This window comes from Curtobacterium sp. PhB136 (assembly GCF_004346855.1).
In the GTDB taxonomy this organism is placed as follows: domain Bacteria; phylum Actinomycetota; class Actinomycetes; order Actinomycetales; family Microbacteriaceae; genus Curtobacterium.
The window spans coordinates 389,927-408,590 of the sequence record NZ_SMGH01000007.1 but is presented as its reverse complement, the minus strand read 5'-3'; the positions used below and the strand labels follow the sequence as shown (position 1 = coordinate 408,590).

General features: G+C 64.6%; 12 protein-coding genes. 7 read left to right on the top strand and 5 right to left on the bottom strand.

Going from position 1 to position 18,664, the window contains the following annotated elements:
- Nucleotides 1-179 precede the first annotated feature (179 nt).
- The 5 genes from EDF27_RS13865 (at nucleotide 180) to EDF27_RS13840 (ending at nucleotide 9,674) form a co-directional block, all read left to right on the top strand.
- Nucleotides 180-2,288, top strand: coding sequence for an AAA family ATPase (locus EDF27_RS13865; protein WP_165931505.1), 2,109 nt, complete (start codon nucleotides 180-182; stop codon nucleotides 2,286-2,288).
- A gap of 115 nt (nucleotides 2,289-2,403) precedes the next feature.
- Nucleotides 2,404-3,462 carry a restriction endonuclease gene (locus tag EDF27_RS13860; RefSeq protein ID WP_132049404.1) on the top strand — a complete coding sequence of 353 codons (1,059 nt, stop codon included), beginning with the start codon at nucleotides 2,404-2,406 and terminating at the stop codon, nucleotides 3,460-3,462.
- Between the two features lie 668 nt (nucleotides 3,463-4,130).
- The gene (locus EDF27_RS13855) at nucleotides 4,131-6,908 is read left to right on the top strand and encodes a type I restriction endonuclease subunit R (RefSeq protein ID WP_243698355.1); all 2,778 of its coding nucleotides are present in this window, start codon (nucleotides 4,131-4,133) and stop codon (nucleotides 6,906-6,908) included.
- A gap of 116 nt (nucleotides 6,909-7,024) precedes the next feature.
- Nucleotides 7,025-8,185, top strand: coding sequence for a restriction endonuclease subunit S (locus EDF27_RS13845; RefSeq protein WP_165931504.1), 1,161 nt, complete (start codon nucleotides 7,025-7,027; stop codon nucleotides 8,183-8,185).
- Nucleotides 8,178-9,674, top strand: a complete 1,497-nt coding sequence (locus EDF27_RS13840; RefSeq protein ID WP_132049400.1) for a class I SAM-dependent DNA methyltransferase — start codon at nucleotides 8,178-8,180, stop codon at nucleotides 9,672-9,674. Before EDF27_RS13845 ends, EDF27_RS13840 begins: the two co-directional genes overlap by 8 nt.
- Nucleotides 9,675-9,839: 165 nt before the next feature.
- Here EDF27_RS13840 and EDF27_RS13835 read toward each other — a convergent pair whose 3' ends face one another.
- The 5 genes from EDF27_RS13835 to EDF27_RS13815 all read right to left on the bottom strand — a co-directional run bounded on the left by EDF27_RS13835 (nucleotide 9,840) and on the right by EDF27_RS13815 (nucleotide 15,243).
- Nucleotides 9,840-11,231 carry a hypothetical protein gene (locus EDF27_RS13835; RefSeq protein WP_132049398.1) on the bottom strand — a complete coding sequence of 464 codons (1,392 nt, stop codon included), beginning with the start codon at nucleotides 11,229-11,231 and terminating at the stop codon, nucleotides 9,840-9,842.
- Nucleotides 11,228-11,818: a hypothetical protein gene (locus EDF27_RS13830; protein ID WP_132049396.1), complete on the bottom strand. Its 591-nt coding sequence runs from the start codon at nucleotides 11,816-11,818 to the stop codon at nucleotides 11,228-11,230. The genes EDF27_RS13835 and EDF27_RS13830 overlap by 4 nt, the downstream gene beginning before the upstream one ends.
- Before the next feature lie 649 nt (nucleotides 11,819-12,467).
- Entirely contained in the window at nucleotides 12,468-13,343 is an 876-nt protein-coding gene (locus EDF27_RS13825; RefSeq protein WP_132049394.1) for a metallophosphoesterase, read from the bottom strand.
- Nucleotides 13,340-14,245 (bottom strand): hypothetical protein, encoded by a 906-nt coding sequence (locus EDF27_RS13820; RefSeq protein WP_132049392.1) that lies wholly within the window; start codon nucleotides 14,243-14,245, stop codon nucleotides 13,340-13,342. Before EDF27_RS13820 ends, EDF27_RS13825 begins: the two co-directional genes overlap by 4 nt.
- Before the next feature lie 350 nt (nucleotides 14,246-14,595).
- A complete protein-coding gene (locus EDF27_RS13815; protein WP_132049390.1) occupies nucleotides 14,596-15,243 on the bottom strand; it encodes a hypothetical protein in 648 nt (215 codons plus the stop codon).
- Nucleotides 15,244-15,526: 283 nt separating this feature from the next.
- Here EDF27_RS13815 and EDF27_RS13810 point away from each other — a divergent pair, with 283 nt between their 5' ends.
- Both EDF27_RS13810 and EDF27_RS13805 read left to right on the top strand, forming a co-directional pair.
- Nucleotides 15,527-17,086, top strand: a complete 1,560-nt coding sequence (locus EDF27_RS13810) for a zinc-ribbon domain-containing protein (protein WP_132049388.1) — start codon at nucleotides 15,527-15,529, stop codon at nucleotides 17,084-17,086.
- A gap of 261 nt (nucleotides 17,087-17,347) precedes the next feature.
- Nucleotides 17,348-18,643, top strand: coding sequence for a PIN domain-containing protein (locus tag EDF27_RS13805; protein ID WP_132049386.1), 1,296 nt, complete (start codon nucleotides 17,348-17,350; stop codon nucleotides 18,641-18,643).
- Nucleotides 18,644-18,664: the final 21 nt, after the last annotated feature.

Sequence of the window (18,664 nt, the reverse complement as noted above, 5' to 3'; positions counted from 1 at the left end):
CGACCGGCGGCGTGCGGGCTCTCTAATCTCGGCGAATCGTCCTCACCGCGACGGAGATCCCAAGGGTCATGACGGCGGAGCTCGCTCGGTGGCATCTCCACCATTGGCTCGCCATCGGGCAGACTGAGCAGCGTCGCGGCTGCCACACACGAGCCGCATCAACAACGAGGTGGACAAGCGTGACGCGTGCAGAGAACCGACTCGAACGGCTTCGTGGTGCGCTGCGATACCTGGACCAACAGGGCGGCGCGGCCAAACGCTTGGACGTGTGGGACGCCGTCCGGGCCGAAGTTCCGCTCCAAGGCGAGGAACTCCAGCCGAACTCGAAGGGGAAGCCGCTCGGCGACTCCGACTTCTTCTGGGGCTCGGCAACGCTCGTGAACGCCGGCTTCCTCGAGAAGCCGAAGCGGGGCGAGTGGCACGTGACCGATCTCGGCCGTGAGTACCTCAGCCCCGAGATCACGCTTGACGAGTTCGGCACCGCGTTGAACGACCGTCAGCGTGAATTCGAGCGCGCAAAGCGGGAGGACCTCGAACTTCGGCTCGAGACGGAGATCGTTCCGCCTGATGCGCGCGCCGAGCTGATCCGGACAGCGAGCAGCATCTTCGTCGGGCGCGGGCTTCGCAGCCTCGACTCCGTGTTCGCTCCTGGCCGCGCGGTCTGGCGGGCTGACGTCACCGCAGAGCTGCGCCAGCGATTCGTCAATCGGCCCGAAGTCGACGGCGCGGTGTTCCTCGAGAAGCTCGCAACACAGTTCGACGGGGCGAGCGACGACGCGAAGCTCCTGATGGCCGAGCTCCTCTGCTGGCAGGTCCTCCCGCTCGAGCAACCGGGTGAGCGGAAGAAGCGCGAGCGCGTGACATTCCTTCTCGACCGAATGGAGCACCCGGTCACGATCCCCGCCGAGATCGACCAGGCCTTCCGGTCGTGGTCGTTCAACCCGGGGCAGGGCATCTCGGGGCACATGTTCGAGGCTACGTCGATGGTCATCGAGTGCGTAGACACCTGGTTGGCGCTGTCCGAGGACGCTCGCGTGCAGGCACTCGTGGATCCCGCCGCTTGGCGAGACATCGTCGCTGGGCTTCCGGGGACGTCGCTCCCCATCCAGCGCAACGAACTGATGTTCCTCGTGCACCCGGGATTCTTCGGGGAGGTCGTGTCGAGCGACAACCGCGACGCAATCCGTGCCGCGTTCGCCGGCGAGGTCGAAGGCCAGATGGAGGACGACCCGGACGCTGCCTTCCAGCAGATCACGATCGCCCTGCAGCAGAAGGCGAGGGGGCCAGCGTTGTACTACGTCGAGCCGCTCGCTCCGCGATGGCAGAAGCAGCAAGCTCAGCTGAAGCCACAGGAGGATGAGCGAGCGCTGTCCCCGGAACCGCCAGCACCACGGGACGGGTTTCCTGCTGCGGGCCAACCGCTCGCCGACTCCCTTCACATGCCGCTCCCGTGGCTGCAGGACACCCTCGACCTCATCGAGCGCCGCAAGCAGGTCATCCTTTACGGCCCTCCCGGCACCGGGAAGACTTTCCTCGCCCAGGCGCTCTCGAAGCACGTCACAGACGGCACCGACGGTGAGACGACCATCGTCCAGTTCCACCCGACCTACTCGTACGAGGACTTCTTCGAGGGTTTCCGGCCCGTCGCCAACGACGACAGCGGCAACCTCGCGTTCACGCTCCGGAAAGGCCCACTTCGCCGCCTCGCTGACGCCGCAGCAGCCAACCCGGAGGCGAACTACTTCCTGGTCATCGACGAGATCAACCGCGGCTACATCGCCAAGGTCTTCGGTGAGCTTTACTTCCTGCTCGAGTACCGCGACAGCGAGATCTCCCTGCTCTACAGCGACGAGCCGTTCACCCTGCCGAGCAACATCTTCGTCATCGGGACGATGAACACCGCCGATCGCTCGATCGCGATGCTGGATGCCGCGATGCGGCGCCGGTTCGCGTTCATCGAACTGCACCCGGAACGGGACCCCGTGCAGAACGTGCTGACGCACTGGGCGGCCACCAAGGGCCTCCAGGACGATCGTGCCGATTTGCTGACGCGACTCAACACGCAGATCCAGGACCACGATGCCAAGGTGGGCCCGTCGTTCCTGATGAAGGATCTCGACGAGAGCGGTCTGCGCGACGTGTGGCGGTACGAGATCCTGCCCCTCCTGGCGGAGCACCACTACGGCGAAGGAGTCGACCTGGAGGCTCGGTACGGTCTGGCGGCTCTACGTCGCCAGGCGACGCCTTCTGCTGCGGACGGAGCCCAAGGTGCTTCCGCCGACGATTGAGCTGCGGGAAGCGGACCAGCCGGTCGTGCACCGTCTGCCGCGTGCGGTGGCAGTGGGGCTTGCGTCGGAGAACATCGCGACTGTCGCGCCGACGCTCGGTGCAGACGAGTACCGCGTGAGCGGTGTCCGGAAGGTCGGCGTCGTGCGGATCGCGGGGCACACGGTGTGGCTCAAGCCGAAGACGCCGGTACGGCGGCTATTCGCGATGCTCGGGTACGCGCGCGCCGGCAGTGCGATCTGGACCGAGGACGACTTCGGGTTCGAGGAAAACGAAGAGCTCCTGCCGGCGCTGGCGCACGCGTTCGTGCGGCAGGCCTCGCGGGCGCTCGCCGGAGGGCCGCTCCGCGGGTACGTCACGCGCGAGGACGCATTGCCGCTCGTGCGCGGACGGTGGCGGATCGGCGACCAGCTGACGCGGCGGGGTGGGCAGCCGCTGCCGGTCGAGGTGTCGTTCGACGACTACGTCGAGGACATCGCGGAGAACCAGGTGCTGCTGACGGCTGCGACGCGGTTGTTGCGTCTACCGGGAGTGCCTGCGGACGTGCTCGGCGCGTTGCGGCGGCTCGTGCGGGTACTCGACGGGGTGTCGGTGATACCGGTCGGGGCTCCGATACCCGTGGTCCGACAGGATCGCCGGAACGCGCGGTACTCGTCGGCGCTGGCGCTGGCATCACTCGTGCTCTCGGGATCGTCGGTCGAGCAGCGCGCGGGGTCGGTCGTGGCGTCGGGGTTCCTCGTCGACATGTGGTCGGTGTTCGAGGACTTCGTGTCGGCCGCTCTCCGAGAGGCGTTCAACCCGTACGGGGGAGTGCTTGTGTCGCAGTACGCCTCGACCCTCGACGTCGAGGGGACGGTGAAGATCGCGCCGGACCTTGTGTGGATTGTTGACGGGGCCGTACGGGCGTGCATCGACGTGAAGTACAAGGTCGAGAAGTACGGGCAGTACCCGAACGCTGATCTCTACCAGATGGCGGCGTACTGCCGGCGGTTCGGGTTGGGGGAGGGGTGGCTTGTGTACGCAGCTGGCGAGCGTGACAGCGGTGTGGTCGAGGTGATGGACGGACCAGTCGTCCGGCGCGCAGCTCTGGAGTTGAACAGCGACAGCGCTCACCTGCGCAACCTGCTCACTCGCATCCCACGTAGTGCAGTCCTTCATCGGCCGCTCAACACCTGACGGGAGCCTGTGCCGCACGCATGTCCGAGACCGATTCGACACGCGGGAGGTACGAGCTCCGACGTAGCCACGGCTTCGCTCGGCACCGAAGAGTTGAGCGTCATAGCGATGGGTTCAAATCCCACCGGTACCGCCACGATGAAGAGCCCCGGGTCCCCGTCTATGTAGGGATCTGGGGCTCTTCTCTTTGGTCAGCGAGCGTTCTCCAGTAACCAAGCGGTAACGGAGCACCTGCGCGGACCTGCGCGGCACGAATAGCCGTACTTGCCCTTTGCGCTCTGAGAGCCGAAGGCGACGACGTCGTGCGCGGCCTCACGGCGCTGATCTAGAGCATGCCGCCCGTCCTTCCGCGAGCGGTCCAACTTCAACACAACAGAGGGAACGGTGACTTTCGACGTGGCGGAGCGAGGCGAGTTCCTCATTGTCGAATCGGAGGCGAGCGTCGGGTCCCGATCTGGCAATTCACGACGCGCCTGATCGGGGGCGCGGACCCGGTCCTCCCGGGAAGGAGCAGACCACGGGCGCGACCATACGTCACGCTGCTCACCGGCTTTCAGCACAACCAACACCGCCTCTCACGTCGCAGCCCAGATGAGAGTTGGGACACGACCGCGTACTTGGTGTAGCGCGCCACCGGAACGCGATCCTCCCCGGATAGGATTCAGGTGATGTCCCCGAATGAAGACGAGCGCCTGGCGGCGGAGCAGCGGGCCCGCGTGCTGATCGACCGCCAGCTGGAAGCCGCGGGCTGGAAGGTGCAGGACCGCAAGGCGCTCAACCTGTTCGCGGCGACCGGTATCGCTGTTCGCGAGGTCATCATGAAGCCTGGACACGGCCGGGTCGACTACCTCCTGTACGTCGACAAGGCGGTCGTTGGCGTTATCGAAGCAAAGCCGGTCGGCACGCCTCTCGCCGGCGTCGAGTGGCAGTCCGCGATGTACGCGGTCGGACTTCCCGATGACGTACGCAAGCGGGCTCTCGATCCGGAAGGACGGCTGCCGTTCGTCTTCGAGGCGTCCGGCACCGAGACGCACTTCACCAACGGCTTCGACCCGGCCCCGCGCGCACGGCGCGTCTTCCACTTCCCGATGCCCGAAACTCTCGGTCGCACGATCCGCGCGGCTAGCGACCATCCCGACGAAGCACCCACCTGGCGCGGCCGGGTAAACAGTCTGCCTGTACTTGACGAGACATACCTGCGCCCCGCGCAGATCGACGCGGTCAAAGGTGTCGAGCGCAGCCTGCGCGAACAGCGTTTCGGTCGATCCCTCGTACAGATGGCGACCGGCGCCGGCAAGACGTACGCGGCGGTGACCGAGGCGTATCGGCTGCTGAAGTGGGGCGGGTTCAGTCGGGTGCTGTTCCTGGTCGACCGCAACAACCTCGCGGATCAGACCCTCGGCGAGTTCCAGAACTACCGCACGCCTGACGACGGTCGCCGATTCACCGAGCTATACAACGTGGCCAAGCTCACGCGCGGCGAGATGCCCGACTCGACGAAGGTAGCGATCTCGACCATCCAGCGGGTTTTCAGGGCGATCAAAAACGAGGATGTACCTGAGGGTGATGACCCGGGCCTCGATGATTTCACTCCCGAGACGCCGGTCGATGTCGCGTACAACCCGGACCTCCCGCCGGAGGCCTTCGATCTCGTGATCGTCGATGAGGCTCATCGGAGCATCTACGGCGTGTGGCGCGGTGCGCTCGAGTACTTCGATGCCCACGTCATCGGTCTCACCGCGACGCCCGGCAAGCAGACGTTCGGCTTCTTCCAGCAGAACCTCGTGTCCGAGTACACCTACGCAGAGTCTGTGGCAGATGGCGTCAACGTGGATTTCGACATCTACCGAATCAAGACCGAGATCACCGAGAACGGCTCGACGATCGAGGCGGGCACGTTCGTGCCAAAGGTCAACCGCGATACGCGGGCGGTGAAGATCGAGAAGCTCGACGCCGACCTCGACTACACGAAGAGCCAGCTCGACCGTGCGGTGACGGCGAAGCACCAGATCCGGCTCGTGCTCGAGACCTTCCGTGATCGGCTCTTCACAGAGATCTTCCCCGGCCGTCGCACGGTGCCGAAGACCCTAATCTTCGCGAAGGACGACAACCACGCTGAAGAGATCGTGCAGACGGTGCGCGAGGTGTTCGGCAAGGGTAACGACTTCGCCGCGAAGGTCACCTACAGCGCGAAGGATCCCAAGGGCCACCTGAAGGCGTTCCGCACAAGCCCCAGCCTGCGCATCGCTGTCACCGTAGACATGATCGCTACGGGCACCGATGTGAAGCCGCTCGAGTGCGTGCTCTTCATGCGAGACGTGCGCTCGGCCCAGTACTTCGAGCAGATGAAGGGTCGCGGCGCGCGTACGCTCGACCCGGCAACTTTCCGAGCCGTCACCGACGACGCCGCGGCGAAGACCCGCTTCGTACTGGTGGATGCTATCGGCGTCACCGAGCACGACTTCGTCGAGCCGCCGCTCAATCGCGACCGATCCTCGAGCCTCAAGAAGCTGCTCGACAAGGCCGCGACGCTCAACCTCACGGAGGACGAGACCGCGACGCTGGCGGCTCGACTTGCAGCGCTCGAGCAGCAGGTGACTCCGGCCGAACGCGCCGAACTGGATGCCGTGGCAGGGCAGTCGCTCCGCGCCGTTGTCCGGGCTCTCGTCGATGCTGTCAACCCCGACACGCAGGCCGCGGCGATGGCAGCTGAGCCGACACGAGAGCCGACTGAAGTCATCCAATATCTGCTCGATGCGGCGATCGAGCCGCTCGCCGCGAACCCCGAGCTGCGCACGCGCATCATCGAGTTGCGCCGCGCACACGATCAGGTGATCGACGAGGTCAGCCGCGACTCGCTCGTTGACGCGTTCGGTGTCATCGACCCGGAGGCGGCTCGAGTGACTATCGAGTCGTGGAAGGCCTATCTCGCCGAACACCGTGACGAGATCAGCGCCATCCAGCTGATGTTCGATGCCAAGGGACGCGGCATTGCCTTCGGCGACGTGAAGGAGCTCGCCGAGCGCATCAAGCGCCCGCCGCACAATTGGACGGTCGGCTACATTTGGAGCGCGTACCTTTCACTGGGCGTCGAGTATCGCGGTAGCGCTGAGACGCGCGATCGGCACACATCGACCGACCTGATCTCGCTTCTCCGCTACGAGACTGGCATGGATGACGCCTTGGTCCCCTACGCCGACGTTGTGGAGTCGCGCTACGCGAACTGGCTCGCCCGCCAAGAGCAGTCGGGAGCCTCGTTCGGTGAGAGTCAGCGTTGGTGGCTGGACAAGATGATGCAGATTATTGCGGCGTCGGCTGGCATCACCGCCGACGATCTCGACAACGCACCTTTCGACGAACGAGGCGGCGTTGACGGCGCGCTCCGCGACCTCGGCGACGCGGCAGGCGACGTCCTGGAAGACTTGAATCGGGAGCTGACCGCGTGAGTTGGGAGCGACACCCTATCGGCGACCTCCTGCAGCGACAGTCGAACAAGCGCGTCATCCAGCAGGGCTGGAGCCCTAAGTGCCATGCGCATCCGGCGGCGCCTGAGGAGTGGGGCGTGCTGAAGACCACCGCCATCCAGCCAGGAAAGTTCGAGCCTGAGCACAACAAGGCGCTGCCAGATACGCTCGACCCGAGATCGAACATCGAGGTTAAAGTCGGCGATCTGCTGATCACCTGCGCTGGCCCTCGCGCGCGCTGCGGGATTCCGGCGCTAGTTCGGCACACGCGCGAGCGCCTGATGATGTCCGGGAAAATGTATCGCCTCCGTCCCAAGGATCGCATCGACGCCCGTTTTCTCGAAATGTATCTGTTGAGCCCGTTCGCGCAAGAACGTATCGACGACATGAAAACCGGAATCTCCGACAGCGGCCTCAATCTGACTCATGACCGTTTCGTGCAGCTCCCGGTGCCGGTCCCGCCACTTGAGGAGCAGCTCAGCATTGTCTCCATGCTTGAGGATCACCTGTCCAGGATCGACGCCGCAGACGCCTATCTCAGCGCCGCTGAGCGCCGAGTCGCGGCATGGCAGTCCGCCGCCAGCGCCCAGGAACTCTGGCATGGTGACCCGCCGATGATGGCCGTCGGACGCATGCTCCGCGAGCCGATGCGGAACGGGCGCTCGGACCGGGCAGCCGAAGGCGCCGCGGGTGGCACTCGAACGTTGACCCTCACCGCAGTCACGCAGAACAGCTTCACGGACCAGTTCACCAAGGAGACGGTCACGCCTGCATCGGTCGCTCAGGGGCTATGGCTCGAGCCCGGCGACATCTTCGTGCAGCGGGCGAATACGCCCGAGCTGGTCGGGACGGCGGCGCGCTTTGACGGCCCCCGGAACTGGGCAATCTTCCCGGACCTACTGATCAGGGTGCGCCCAGACGAATCGCTCGTCGACGGACGCTATCTGGTTGCTGCCCTTCGTGCTGAGCGAGTACACCGCGCACTTCGCGCGCGCGCAAAGGGGCTGGCGGGCTCGATGCCCAAGATCGATCAGCGCGCTGTCGCCGAAACGATGGTGCCTTTCCCAGATGCGGCCCGCCAGCGCGAGGCTATTGGTCGTCTCATCAAGATCGACGCGGCAGCTGGCGCCGCGATTGATCAGCTCCGCATCCAGCGACGCCGATCGGCTGCGCTCCGTAACTCGCTCCTGAATGCTGCGTTCGCCGGCGAACTCACTAATTCGACAATCCGTCCTGATCGAGGAGGTCTCAATGACTGACGCACGCCGTCTGGTTGACAAGCTCGATTCGTTCCGCAACCTTCTCCGTGATGACGGCGTCGGAGTGCTCGACTACATCGAGCAGCTCACGTACTTGCTGTTCTTGAAGATGGCGCATGAGCGTGGCACGCGGAAGCTCCGCCCCCGGCAGATCGTGCCCGACGAGTATTCGTGGCAGCGGCTGCTCGACGCCGAAGGTGCGCAGCTCGAGTTCGAGTACACACGGATCCTCGTCGGCCTCGCGCAGCAGCCCGGCACACTCGGCGTGATCTTCCGGAAGGCACAAAACCGCATTCAGGACCCCGCGAAGCTCAAACGACTCATCGTCGACCTGATCGACCGCGAGCAGTGGTCCGCATCGGGCACCGACCTCAAAGGCGATGCCTACGAGCAGCTGCTGGCTAAGGGGGCGTCCGACAAGGGGTCCGGCGCCGGCCAGTACTTCACGCCGCGTGACCTGATCCAGGCTATCGTCGACGTGATCCAGCCCTCGCCGGATGACACGGTGCTCGACCCAGCCTGCGGTACCGCCGGATTCCTGCTCGTCGCTCACGACTACGCCTCGCGCGCGGCCGAGCACCTCACGCCGACCCAGCGGGATCATCTGCGCGACGGGTTCGCGCACGGGACGGAACTGGTAGACGGTACAGCGCGCCTCGCCGCGATGAACCTGCTGTTGCACGGCATCGGTACGCCACAGGGCGAGTCGCTGATCGACGTACGCGATGCGCTGATCGCTGATACGGGCGAGCGGTACTCGGTCGTGCTGTCCAACCCGCCGTTTGGCAGGAAGTCGTCGCTGACCATGGTCGGCGCGGACGGGCGCGAGGCGCGCGAGGACACCGAAATTGAGCGCGCCGACTTCGTTGCGACGACTTCGAACAAGCAACTCAACTTCGTGCAACACATCATGACCGTACTCGACATCAACGGCCGCGCGGCCGTCGTGCTGCCCGACAACGTGCTCTTCGAGGGCGGCGCAGGCGAGGTGCTGCGCCACAAGCTGCTCGACGACTTCGACCTGCACACGATGCTCCGACTGCCCACCGGCATCTTCTACGCCCAGGGCGTAAAGGCCAACGTGCTGTTCTTCGACAAGAAGCCAGCCAGCGAGACACCGTGGACGCGCAAGCTCTGGGTCTACGACCTGCGCACAAACATGCACTTCACGCTCAAGCAGAACCCGCTCCGCCGTGCGCACCTCGATGAGTTCGTCGCATCGTTCCTACCCGGCGCATCCCGGAGCGAGCGCCTCGAGGCGGCCGAGGGTGGCCGTTGGAAGTCGTTCACGTACGAGGAACTGATCGCACGCGACAAGGTCAACCTCGACATAACCTGGCTACGCGACGACTCGCTTGATGATCTCGAAAGCCTGCCGGCGCCCGATGCTATCGCCCGCGAGATCATTGAGGACCTCGCCGCAGCTCTCGCGGAGTTCGAAGCCGTGGCGACGGCGCTCGAAGGGACAGCGGCCGTCGACGAAGACTGATCTCGTCGGGTATTCCGAACCGTTTCGAGGCTCCGTCGACCTCGTGCGGCTAGCGCCGTCGACGCCTCCGTCGCGCCGTTGAGCCGGCTTCCCGCCGCAGGCCCGTCACCGACACGCTCAGCCGATGGCACGCGTGGCCGGAGCGAACCGGGTCGACCGAGTTTCCTAGGCCTCGATTTCGCGCGGCGGGGCCCCAGGGGTTGCGATGCCGAGAAGGGAGTCCACAGCGCCAGGAGCGAGATCTCGTCCGAGCTCCAACACGTTCAGAGCCGCTGAGCTTAAGTCCGTCAAGGTAGCACCGGTATCCGCGACGACCAGGCCCTCGTCGTAACGAATTTCGAGATTGGTCAAGCCCTCTTGATTACCGGGCGCGGGGGCCCGGACTGTTACTCGGTCGACGAAGTAAGCGTCGTCCAATGACTGGGTCACCTCCTCGACGTCGGCGCGGATGTCAGGACTCTCCTCCGCAGTCAGCCGAACGGAGCGGCGGATTCCTTTGAGCTCGATACTCCCAATCCTTTGTCCATCGAGCGTGGGCTGCACGCGGGCCCACGCCGGAGAGACGCTTCCTGGTCGCTTCTTCAACATCGTTCCGCGGTGTGCGAGGTAGAGACGGTGGCTGCCGATGTCCACCCCCAGCGCCCCGTTCTCAAAGGACCACTGACCATCCCGCGGTTTTTCCGGTTCGTCAGAGGAAACGAGAAGGACGACGTAAGCACGCTTTGCATGCCACTGGCCCGCGTTGGCGTGTACGAGCGGGGAGACGTCCAGACCGGCGAGATCGTGTCGGATGCCCTCGAGGTCCTCAAATGTAAACAGCGTGCCCGCATAGCGCCAGAAGGCGGCATTCGATCGGGCGTTCTCCTGCCGCAGCAACCAAGGCAGCAAGCTGCGGAGCTCTGCCAGGGAGAGCTGGCCCCTGACCGTCGGGGCGGCCTGCTGCTCCCGGTCGAGTGCAAGAGCGATGAGCTCCGCTGTACGTGTGATTCGAGCTGCGGCGTCCTCGGCGAAGCTCTCCGCGATGAGCGACTGGGTCTGCTCTCCGGCTGCGGGGGTGAGCGCCTCATCCATCTGGAGCAGCTGTTCGGCTCTGGCGGGCCCTACATGGCCTCGAGCGCCTCGCAAGAAGTTCGCCTGCACAAGCGTGGTGAGCGGACGGGCTTGGGCCGACTCGTGGGATCCGATGACGTCGACGGCAGCGGTGTCCGTAACCAGAAGGCGCGATCCGACGGTGAACGATGACTCTCGAGCTTCGGGCTCCTCGTTTGCGGGCCGGAGCGCTACGACCATCGCATCGGCGTCCGCGAGGTATTGCTCGTCGTCGGCGTCATCGACGGACTCATAGGAGTGGCGGAGGAATACCTCTCGCTTGGCCCGTTCACCCTCCCAGGTCACGACGAAGTCAGGAATGGCACTGTGATTGAAGTAGTGGGTGTCTTCGATCCTGGCCGTTGCGTCGAGACGCTCGAACTCGGCCATGACGGTCTTGACGCGACTGATGTAAGCACGGGGGTCTGGGGTGTCCTCGGCGGATGCGAGGAGATCAGCAAGCGTCACAGTGTCGATTCCTTACGCTTGAGGGCTGCGAGGGCCAGGTCGAGCTCGTGCCGCTCGAGAGATAGCCGCGCCTGTTTCCTGTTGAACACCAATACCCACGTTCGCTCTGCGACGACGGCGGCGAGGTCAGGGTCGATCGGAGCGCCGCCAAGAAAATCTCCATCCTCCTCCAAAGCAGCCTCGAGGGCAGAAACGACGGTCTCGCGGGTAGCAAGCTTCGACCACTGCGTCATGGAACCGAAGGGGTGCGTCGTGACCCAAAGGAATTCGGCGTTCTCTTCGCCCACGTCCCGAATCCCTCGCGCGGTTGCGCTGTAGCAGTTGACCAGGAACTCCCGGAACTGGTTGGGCTGGTCGCCCGCCGAGCTGTAATCCTTGTTCTCCACAAAAACCGCCTGCCGATCTCCGGTGAGGAAGTAGCCGGCGAGATCCCACCGCTTCCTGGAGCCGTTGAGCAGCGGGATGGTGCAGTATCGCGTGTTCTCGTAGACGTTCCACTGGAGCTCAATGAAAGTTGTTGCCTCGAGCCAGCGCTTGACCATCTGGACACCGCGTCGGCCCTGCTCTTGGACGGCTTCGGCGGGCATGGTTCGGACACTAGAGGATGTCTTCGAGGAACCCCGCACGCCGCGCTGAGCGTTAGCGAGCAACGCTCAGCGGGAGAGCCCTCCGCGTTCGCGCTGCAACGCGCGGTCGTGCGTGCCTTTCTCCCGCGACCCGTGTGCGCCGCAGCCCAGCCGACCTCGGTCCGGCGATTGCGCGGTCGAGCGCCCGACACCAGGTACGGGGTGATCAGGCCCGAGGATGATTGTGTCCACCAGGATCGCGAATCACGTCGACGCGGGCAACCAGGTTTAGCGGCCTTGATCGTGCCGCCGATGTCGCAAACGGGTCAACAGATCCGTCGAGTGCTTGTGTTCGACTTTGGGCGTACCGGATGTACCGCGAAGGTGGCGTTTTCCGCAACGATGACACCTTGGGCAGGCCCCCATGCCTCATGCTGAATGTGCAGGAAAGTGTGTTCATGAGGTCAGCGGCAGCAGGCAACCCGCGCGCGGTCGTATGGAAGTCTTGTGTTGACGTCGCGAGGTTGTGCACGAATTCCAAGCGGCCGTCGGCCCGCATCGTTGCAATCTCGGGCCAACGACGCTTCGGGCTCAGTGCAAGAACTTCGCGACGAGTTTGTGCACGGTCGTGTATTCGGCGCCCTGTTTCGCCCTCGGTGAGCTCATGCAGCTAGCGCCGCCGCCGCTTCCGTCGCGCTGCGTCGCGCTCCCGTCGCAGTCCGGGGCTGAGTTCCTCCGGCACGTCAAGGGTGAGCGAGTCGACATGAAGGATCGCGACGCTTCGGGCCGTGCGGTTGCGATCGAGAAGTACGCTCCGGATCTCGAACGGCTCCTGGTCGGCAGGTTGCAGCAAAACCTTGGTGTCTAGGTGTCGGTGATAGTGCCCCGACACGACGAGCTTCGGTCGCACTTGTTCGACGCCGCGGTGAAACATGACCTGTCCCGCACGCGCGTATGCGGAACCCTTCTTTGTCCAGAAGTGCCGATTCTTCGCGATGTGTCGATCGAGTGCAGCTGTGACCGGAGCGTCATGACCGAGGAGCACGTCGACGGTTTCGGTCCCGAGAGCGCATAGATCCTCTTCCGTGATCTGCTCTTCCGCGTGCCATTGGCCGATGTGACCGCCGATGGACTCGCGGCTGCCGCGGCTGATGCTGTTCGCACCGCCGAGGCTGGCGATCACAGTTCCGGCAGCTGTTCTGCCGCGCCAGCCTCGGGGGAGCCAGATGATGCGACGTTCGAGGCGTCGGTAGCCGTACTTGTCGGGTTGGCGCCACTTGTAGAGCGTCGGATAGCCCTCGTGGTTCCCGCCGGTGACGAACATGTACTGGTCGCGGGCGAGGAGTGCGTTGTTGAGTTGCCTGATTCGCTCGCGCTCGTAGGGGTTGCCGTTGGAGAGGAAGCCAAAGTCGCCGAGTGCGTGAACCTGTCGGATGCCGGCTCGAGACAGATTTCGGATGGCGAGTTTCGTCCACTGGAAGTCTGCGTGCGGGTCGCCGAGGAGTCCGATGCGGTCGTCGACCTTCGCGTGTCGATCAGGCTTCACGACGCGAGTTGTGTGCGGGCGTCATTCTCCGTCGTGACCGAACCGGCCCGCACGTCGGGGAATGAAACAGGGTTGGGCGCGAGCCGGACCAGCAGGGGCGCGTCCCCCTTCGTGCGGACGCGGCCGGTGCGTCTCGCTCTGCCGCGTGGCCATCCTTTAGCCGGCAAGCTGGGCAAGAACGTGAGGTGGTCGTCGTTGGACTCCTCTTCGACCAGCTCGAGGCCGGCTTCTTCCATCGTGCGGATGAAGTGGCGCCGGGCGGTGTTGTCGCGGCTCTGCTGGGTGATCTCGAGCACACGGCCTGGTGTCCGGTTGTAGATATTGATGCCCAAGTGGGGAAGGCTGTACAGGGCGCCGATCCGGCGCGCGAGGATGCTGCCGTATGGCGTTTCGTGACTCCGATCCGTGGCGATGGACGCAGCTTCCTCTGGCGTCACGGGGCCGCCCGTCAGAAACACGAGGTCGTCGTCTGGGTTTGCGAAACTCGTGATGGTCTCAGACCAGTCGCGATCGGACACTCCTGCCAGGACCACAGTGGCGTCGATGCCCTCTTGGAAGAGCACGACGCCCCGGTTGCTGGGACCGTGTCGTAGCGCCGGGATCCCGTTGGCCCAGCAGCCGCCTTCGAACGACGGGTTGATGCGCCATGCGAGTTGCCGAATGTTGAGATCTGGGCCCGGGTGGATGACGAGGAGTCGTTCGTAGGGCTCGACGTACTCGATGGCGCGTTCGACGCTGCCGGGCGTATGGCCGAAGGCGAGCGAAGGGAAACGATCGAAGATTGCGCCTTCCAGCCGCGCCTGGTCTCCGGTCGGAGTCATCGACAGCTCGTTCGCCTCGAGAAGCTCACGAGCTCTGCGTTCCGGCATTCGCGTCAGTCGAGTCAGCGTGGTGATGTTCACGTTGTTTCCAATCTGTTGTCATTGAGAGGGTGCTTGGAGAGCGGCGGTGTTCAGTTCCGCGGTCGTCTCGTTCTTGCGACTGCGCGTGGCCATGCATGCGCGAGTGCGTACCGAACGACGAGCACGGCCTCGACTGATTCGTTTCGTTCGGCCCAGGGCTTGACCTGACTGCCCGGCCGATTGGCGTATGAATTCGCGATCAGTCGTGCCGTTTCCTCGCCGAGTACCGCCTCGAATTCGACCGACCCGGGAGGGTGCGGTCAATCCGTTGCTTCCTCGCGGGAGTCATTCCTTAATGGCTGCCGCCTGCGAATTGGCGAAACCATTCGTAGAAGCGATGCGGTCGAAGATCATCGGCTCGCAATCCTTCTGACCGCCTCCGGGTCGCCGCCGTCCTCAAGCCAGGCCGCTGGCGTCTTGCGCCCTTCCCCGTAGAGGTCTTCCTGGCGAGTCTCGAAAAAGAAACCGATCTGGAGCGGAGCCCACCTTCGAAGCAGCGCTGGGATGAGTTCCTCGAGATGTGGCAAGGTACGACCTACCGGGCGGGTATTGAACTGCCACGCGGGGATGCGCATCTCTCCGCCGATTTCGACCCCGATGAGGCGGCCCGCCTTGATGAGCGCACGAACGTCCGCGGGTTCGATGTGGAGGAAGGTCGAAACGCTGCGGACGGATCGCGTCTCCCACGCGCCCGCAATCCACGTCTCCATCGGCCCGAGCGCTGCGCCGCCCCGGGCGACGTCCTCGTCCGCCGCCGCGAGAGCCGATTCCGAGATCGCGCCGGAACCTATAACGGCAGCTCGCTGCGCGCCGACGAGCGTGCTCGGGATCACTCGCGGCAGCGACCGGATGAGGGTGACAAGGCCTGCTCTCAACCAGCCGGCATCTCCACCGAGATCCTCGATCGCTTCAAGAAGTTCTGTCTCAGATGCCGTTGTAAGGTTTCTTCTGGGGGCGGATGCTTCCCCGGAGCTAGGCTCGCTGTCTTGATTTCGCATACGACAAGCCTCGCCCGATAAATCGGCCACCACATGGCGGTTTGGAAATCGGGTTCGAATCCGCTCGTTTATGAGCAAAGATAGTTGGACAGTCCGGGCGTGTCGGCATCGACTATATGTAGGCCGCCGAGATCGCTGCGATCTCTGACCCGTCACTTGCCGGGGCTCGCACTCTGATCCCCACCTCGGCCAGCTAGGCGAACTGACGTCGACGTCGACATGTCCCGGGCGCCCCCGGATTGGTGACTGCCGCTCGGATTGTTGTGCTGCTTACGCTGAGCGGATGACCACCACCGGAACAACGCGGCGCTATCTCGTCGACCTCCGTCAGGACCTCATTGCCGAGCTTCATCCCACGCTCAACGGTGACATCGATCCCTCGAAGCTCACGCCCGGCTCTGCCCGGAAGCTTTGGTGGCTAGGTCCGTGCGGGCACGAGTGGGATGCCGCGATCAACAACCGCACGAACGGGAGCAACTGCCCGTTCTGCTCGAACACCCGTGTGCTCGCGGGCTTCAACGACCTCGCCTCCCAGCGCCCCGACCTCGCCGCACAGTGGCACCCGACCAAGAACGTCATCAACCCCGCGGCGATCTCGCCGAAGTCGAACAAGAAGGCGTGGTGGGTCTGCCCCGAGGGGCACGAGTGGGAAGCGAACATCGGCAACCGCTTCTACGGAAACGGCTGTCCGGTGTGCAAGGTTCCGCGCGGTGGGGAGTTTGCCGCGGCCAAGCGCGCCCGTCGCGCTCTCGGCCTGCCCGTGAAGCACCGCGAGAAGGTGGCGGGGAAGCTACCGCAGGGACTCCTCCCGGGCATCAACGACATGGAAACAATCCGCCCGGACCTCGCGCTCGAGTTCCACCCGACGAAGAACGCACCCTCAACTCCGGCGACGACGAGCGCCGGGACCGGTGCCCGCCTCTGGTGGCGTTGCGAAGAGGGTCACGAGTGGCAGCAGACCGGCAATGCCCGCACATCGATGGGGCTCGGCTGCCCGAAGTGCGGCGCTCAGGCAGCGATCGAGTCAGGCAAGAAGCGCTCTGGCTCCGGCCGCAGACTCCACGTCGGCATCAACGATCTCGCCTCGCGTCGGCCCGACGTGGCGGCGCAGTGGCACCCCACGCGGAACGGCGACCTGGCACCTTCCGACGTCACCTCGTCGACCGGCGTCAAGGCATGGTGGCTCGATGAGTTCGGCCACGAGTGGGAGTCGGTGATCGCCAGCCGCACCGGTGGCGGGGTTGGCTGCCCGATTTGCTCTGGGCACAAGACGCTCGCGGGCTTCAACGACCTCGCGACCGTCCGGCCCGACGTCGCCGCCGAATGGCACCGCATCAAGAACGGCGAGCTTCTACCGTCGGTTCTCACCCAGTTCTCCAACCGGATCGTGTGGTGGGAGTGCACCAAGGGGCACGAGTGGAAGTCGACGGTCAACAACCGGTCGCACGAGCAAGGCTGCCCCGTCTGCGCCGACCGAGGCTTCCAGCAGTCAAAGCCGGGCTTCGTTTACTTCCTCGAGCACCGCGGCCTGCGTTCATTCAAGGTCGGCATCACCAACGAGGGCACCGTGCGCCTCGACCTGTTCCAGATCGAGGGCTGGACGATTCTGAACCTCGAGCGGTTCCAGAATGGTGCCCAAGCCCTTCAGGTCGAGTCGGCCATCAAGCGCTGGTGGCGCAAGGACCTCGGTCTCCCAATGTGGCTCGGCCCAGAGGATATGGCGCGCACGTCCGGCTGGACGGAGACCATCTCGAGCGACGAGCTCACCGCCCGAGAGTGCATCGAGCGCATCCGCACAGAGGCGGCAGCGCTGCGCTTACCCGTGCCGCATCAGTTCCCATAATGGTTCTTGACGGATCCCAGAGGTGGGAGGAGATAGGCTCCTCAGTCCTGAACGTCGTCCGGACCATCGGCGTCTGAGTCTGTCATCCGTCGCCAAGCACCGTATTCGGCGAGGAGGACGAACCCGATGCCTAATCAACCCGCTCCGGATCTTCCGGACCTCGGTGTCCATGGCGCGGCCCCAACCCTCGCTCTTCGACACCCGCTCTGGCGATGAGAAACCCGTTCCCCGAGAGCGCGAACAGTCCAGCAGGATGGAGTCATGATCACCGTCGTCCCGGACACGAATGCCCTCTTCGGGGCTCGATGGATGTCTTCGGTCTCCGGCAAGAAGCTCCTCTCGCTCGCGGAGACTGGTGCGTGTCTTGTGCTCCTGCCGGAGGTCGTCGTCGACGAGCTCGAGCGGCAGTACACGGACACCGTCGATGAAGCACGCAAGAAGGCCGTGAGCGGCCTGAAGCTCATCCCGGATGACGTCGACTTGAGCGTCATCGAGGCCGCGTTCGAGAAGCGCGTAAATGAGATCGCCGCCGGCCGCGCGGCTCTCGTCGGGCGGAAGGGATTGAGCACCGCTGCAGCCCCGAACGGCATCGCACGCAACCTCGTCAAGCGCGATCTCGCACGACGTCGCCCGTTCCTGGAGACAGAGCAGGACAACAAGAAGAAGTCGTTCGGCTTCCGCGACGCCGTCATCTGGGAGACGATCCTCGCCTACTTGCAAGCGGACGGGTCTAATGACTCGATCCACTTCGTCACGAAAGACCGTGGGTTCACAGGTAAATCCGCTGGCAAGGCGGTCCTGCATCCGCATCTCCTCGAAGATCTCAATCACCTCGGTATCGATGCAAGCCGCGTCGCGGTCGTCGACACCCTCGAAAACGTGGTGGGGATCGTCGAGACGGCGGTCACCGAAGCGGCGGCTGAGAAGGCCGCAGAGGAAGCAGCCACGACACCATCAACGCTCGCCCTGCACACGGCTGCGGAGGCGAGGATTCGAGCGACGAACGCAGCGCGGCGGGCCGGTCTCGTGCGTGTCGCGTCGTATGCGCTCGAATCGCTGATCAACAAGGAGATCACCGAAGAGATCGGGTACGGCGGCGACTACCAACGGCCGGACTTCGTGCAGTTCGACTTCCCGTCTGCGATGGAGACCGCGATGATCGTCGCGATCGACCTCGAGTCCGACTTCGAGTTCGACGAGCCGAACGGCGACATCGTCACGGCGCGCGCCGACGTCGTCCTGTCCATCGACGGCAACACCTACAAGGGTGACTTCTTCGGCGAGGACGACGATGAGCTGCTCCTCGTCGGAGAGCTGAACGACCACTACTTCGAGACGTCGACCTCAGTCCGGGCGAAGGCAGTCATCGAGATCGACACCGAACACGGGCCTGACGAGCTCGACGTCGCGTCGGTCGTGCTGGAAGACAACCCACACCCGCCGCGCCCGTTCGTGCTGTCCAGCACTGCATTGGACGTGGAGATCGATCCGGAGCTGTCCCCGGAGGTGAGTGCCGAGATTGATCCCGATCCGGGGAACCCAGATCCCTCCGAGTGATCCGTCAAGCCCTGGGGCGTG

Bases quoted from the DNA above. Each gene is read 5' to 3' on its own strand.
- EDF27_RS13855 (WP_243698355.1), top strand. From the start codon at position 4,131: ATGTCCCCGAATGAAGACGAGCGCCTGGCGGCGGAGCAGCGGGCCCGC.
- EDF27_RS13840 (WP_132049400.1), top strand. From the start codon at position 8,178: ATGACTGACGCACGCCGTCTGGTTGACAAGCTCGATTCGTTCCGCAAC.
- EDF27_RS13830 (WP_132049396.1), bottom strand. From the start codon at position 11,818: ATGCCCGCCGAAGCCGTCCAAGAGCAGGGCCGACGCGGTGTCCAGATG.
- EDF27_RS13815 (WP_132049390.1), bottom strand. From the start codon at position 15,243: ATGCGAAATCAAGACAGCGAGCCTAGCTCCGGGGAAGCATCCGCCCCC.
- EDF27_RS13810 (WP_132049388.1), top strand. From the start codon at position 15,527: ATGACCACCACCGGAACAACGCGGCGCTATCTCGTCGACCTCCGTCAG.
- EDF27_RS13805 (WP_132049386.1), top strand. From the start codon at position 17,348: ATGATCACCGTCGTCCCGGACACGAATGCCCTCTTCGGGGCTCGATGG.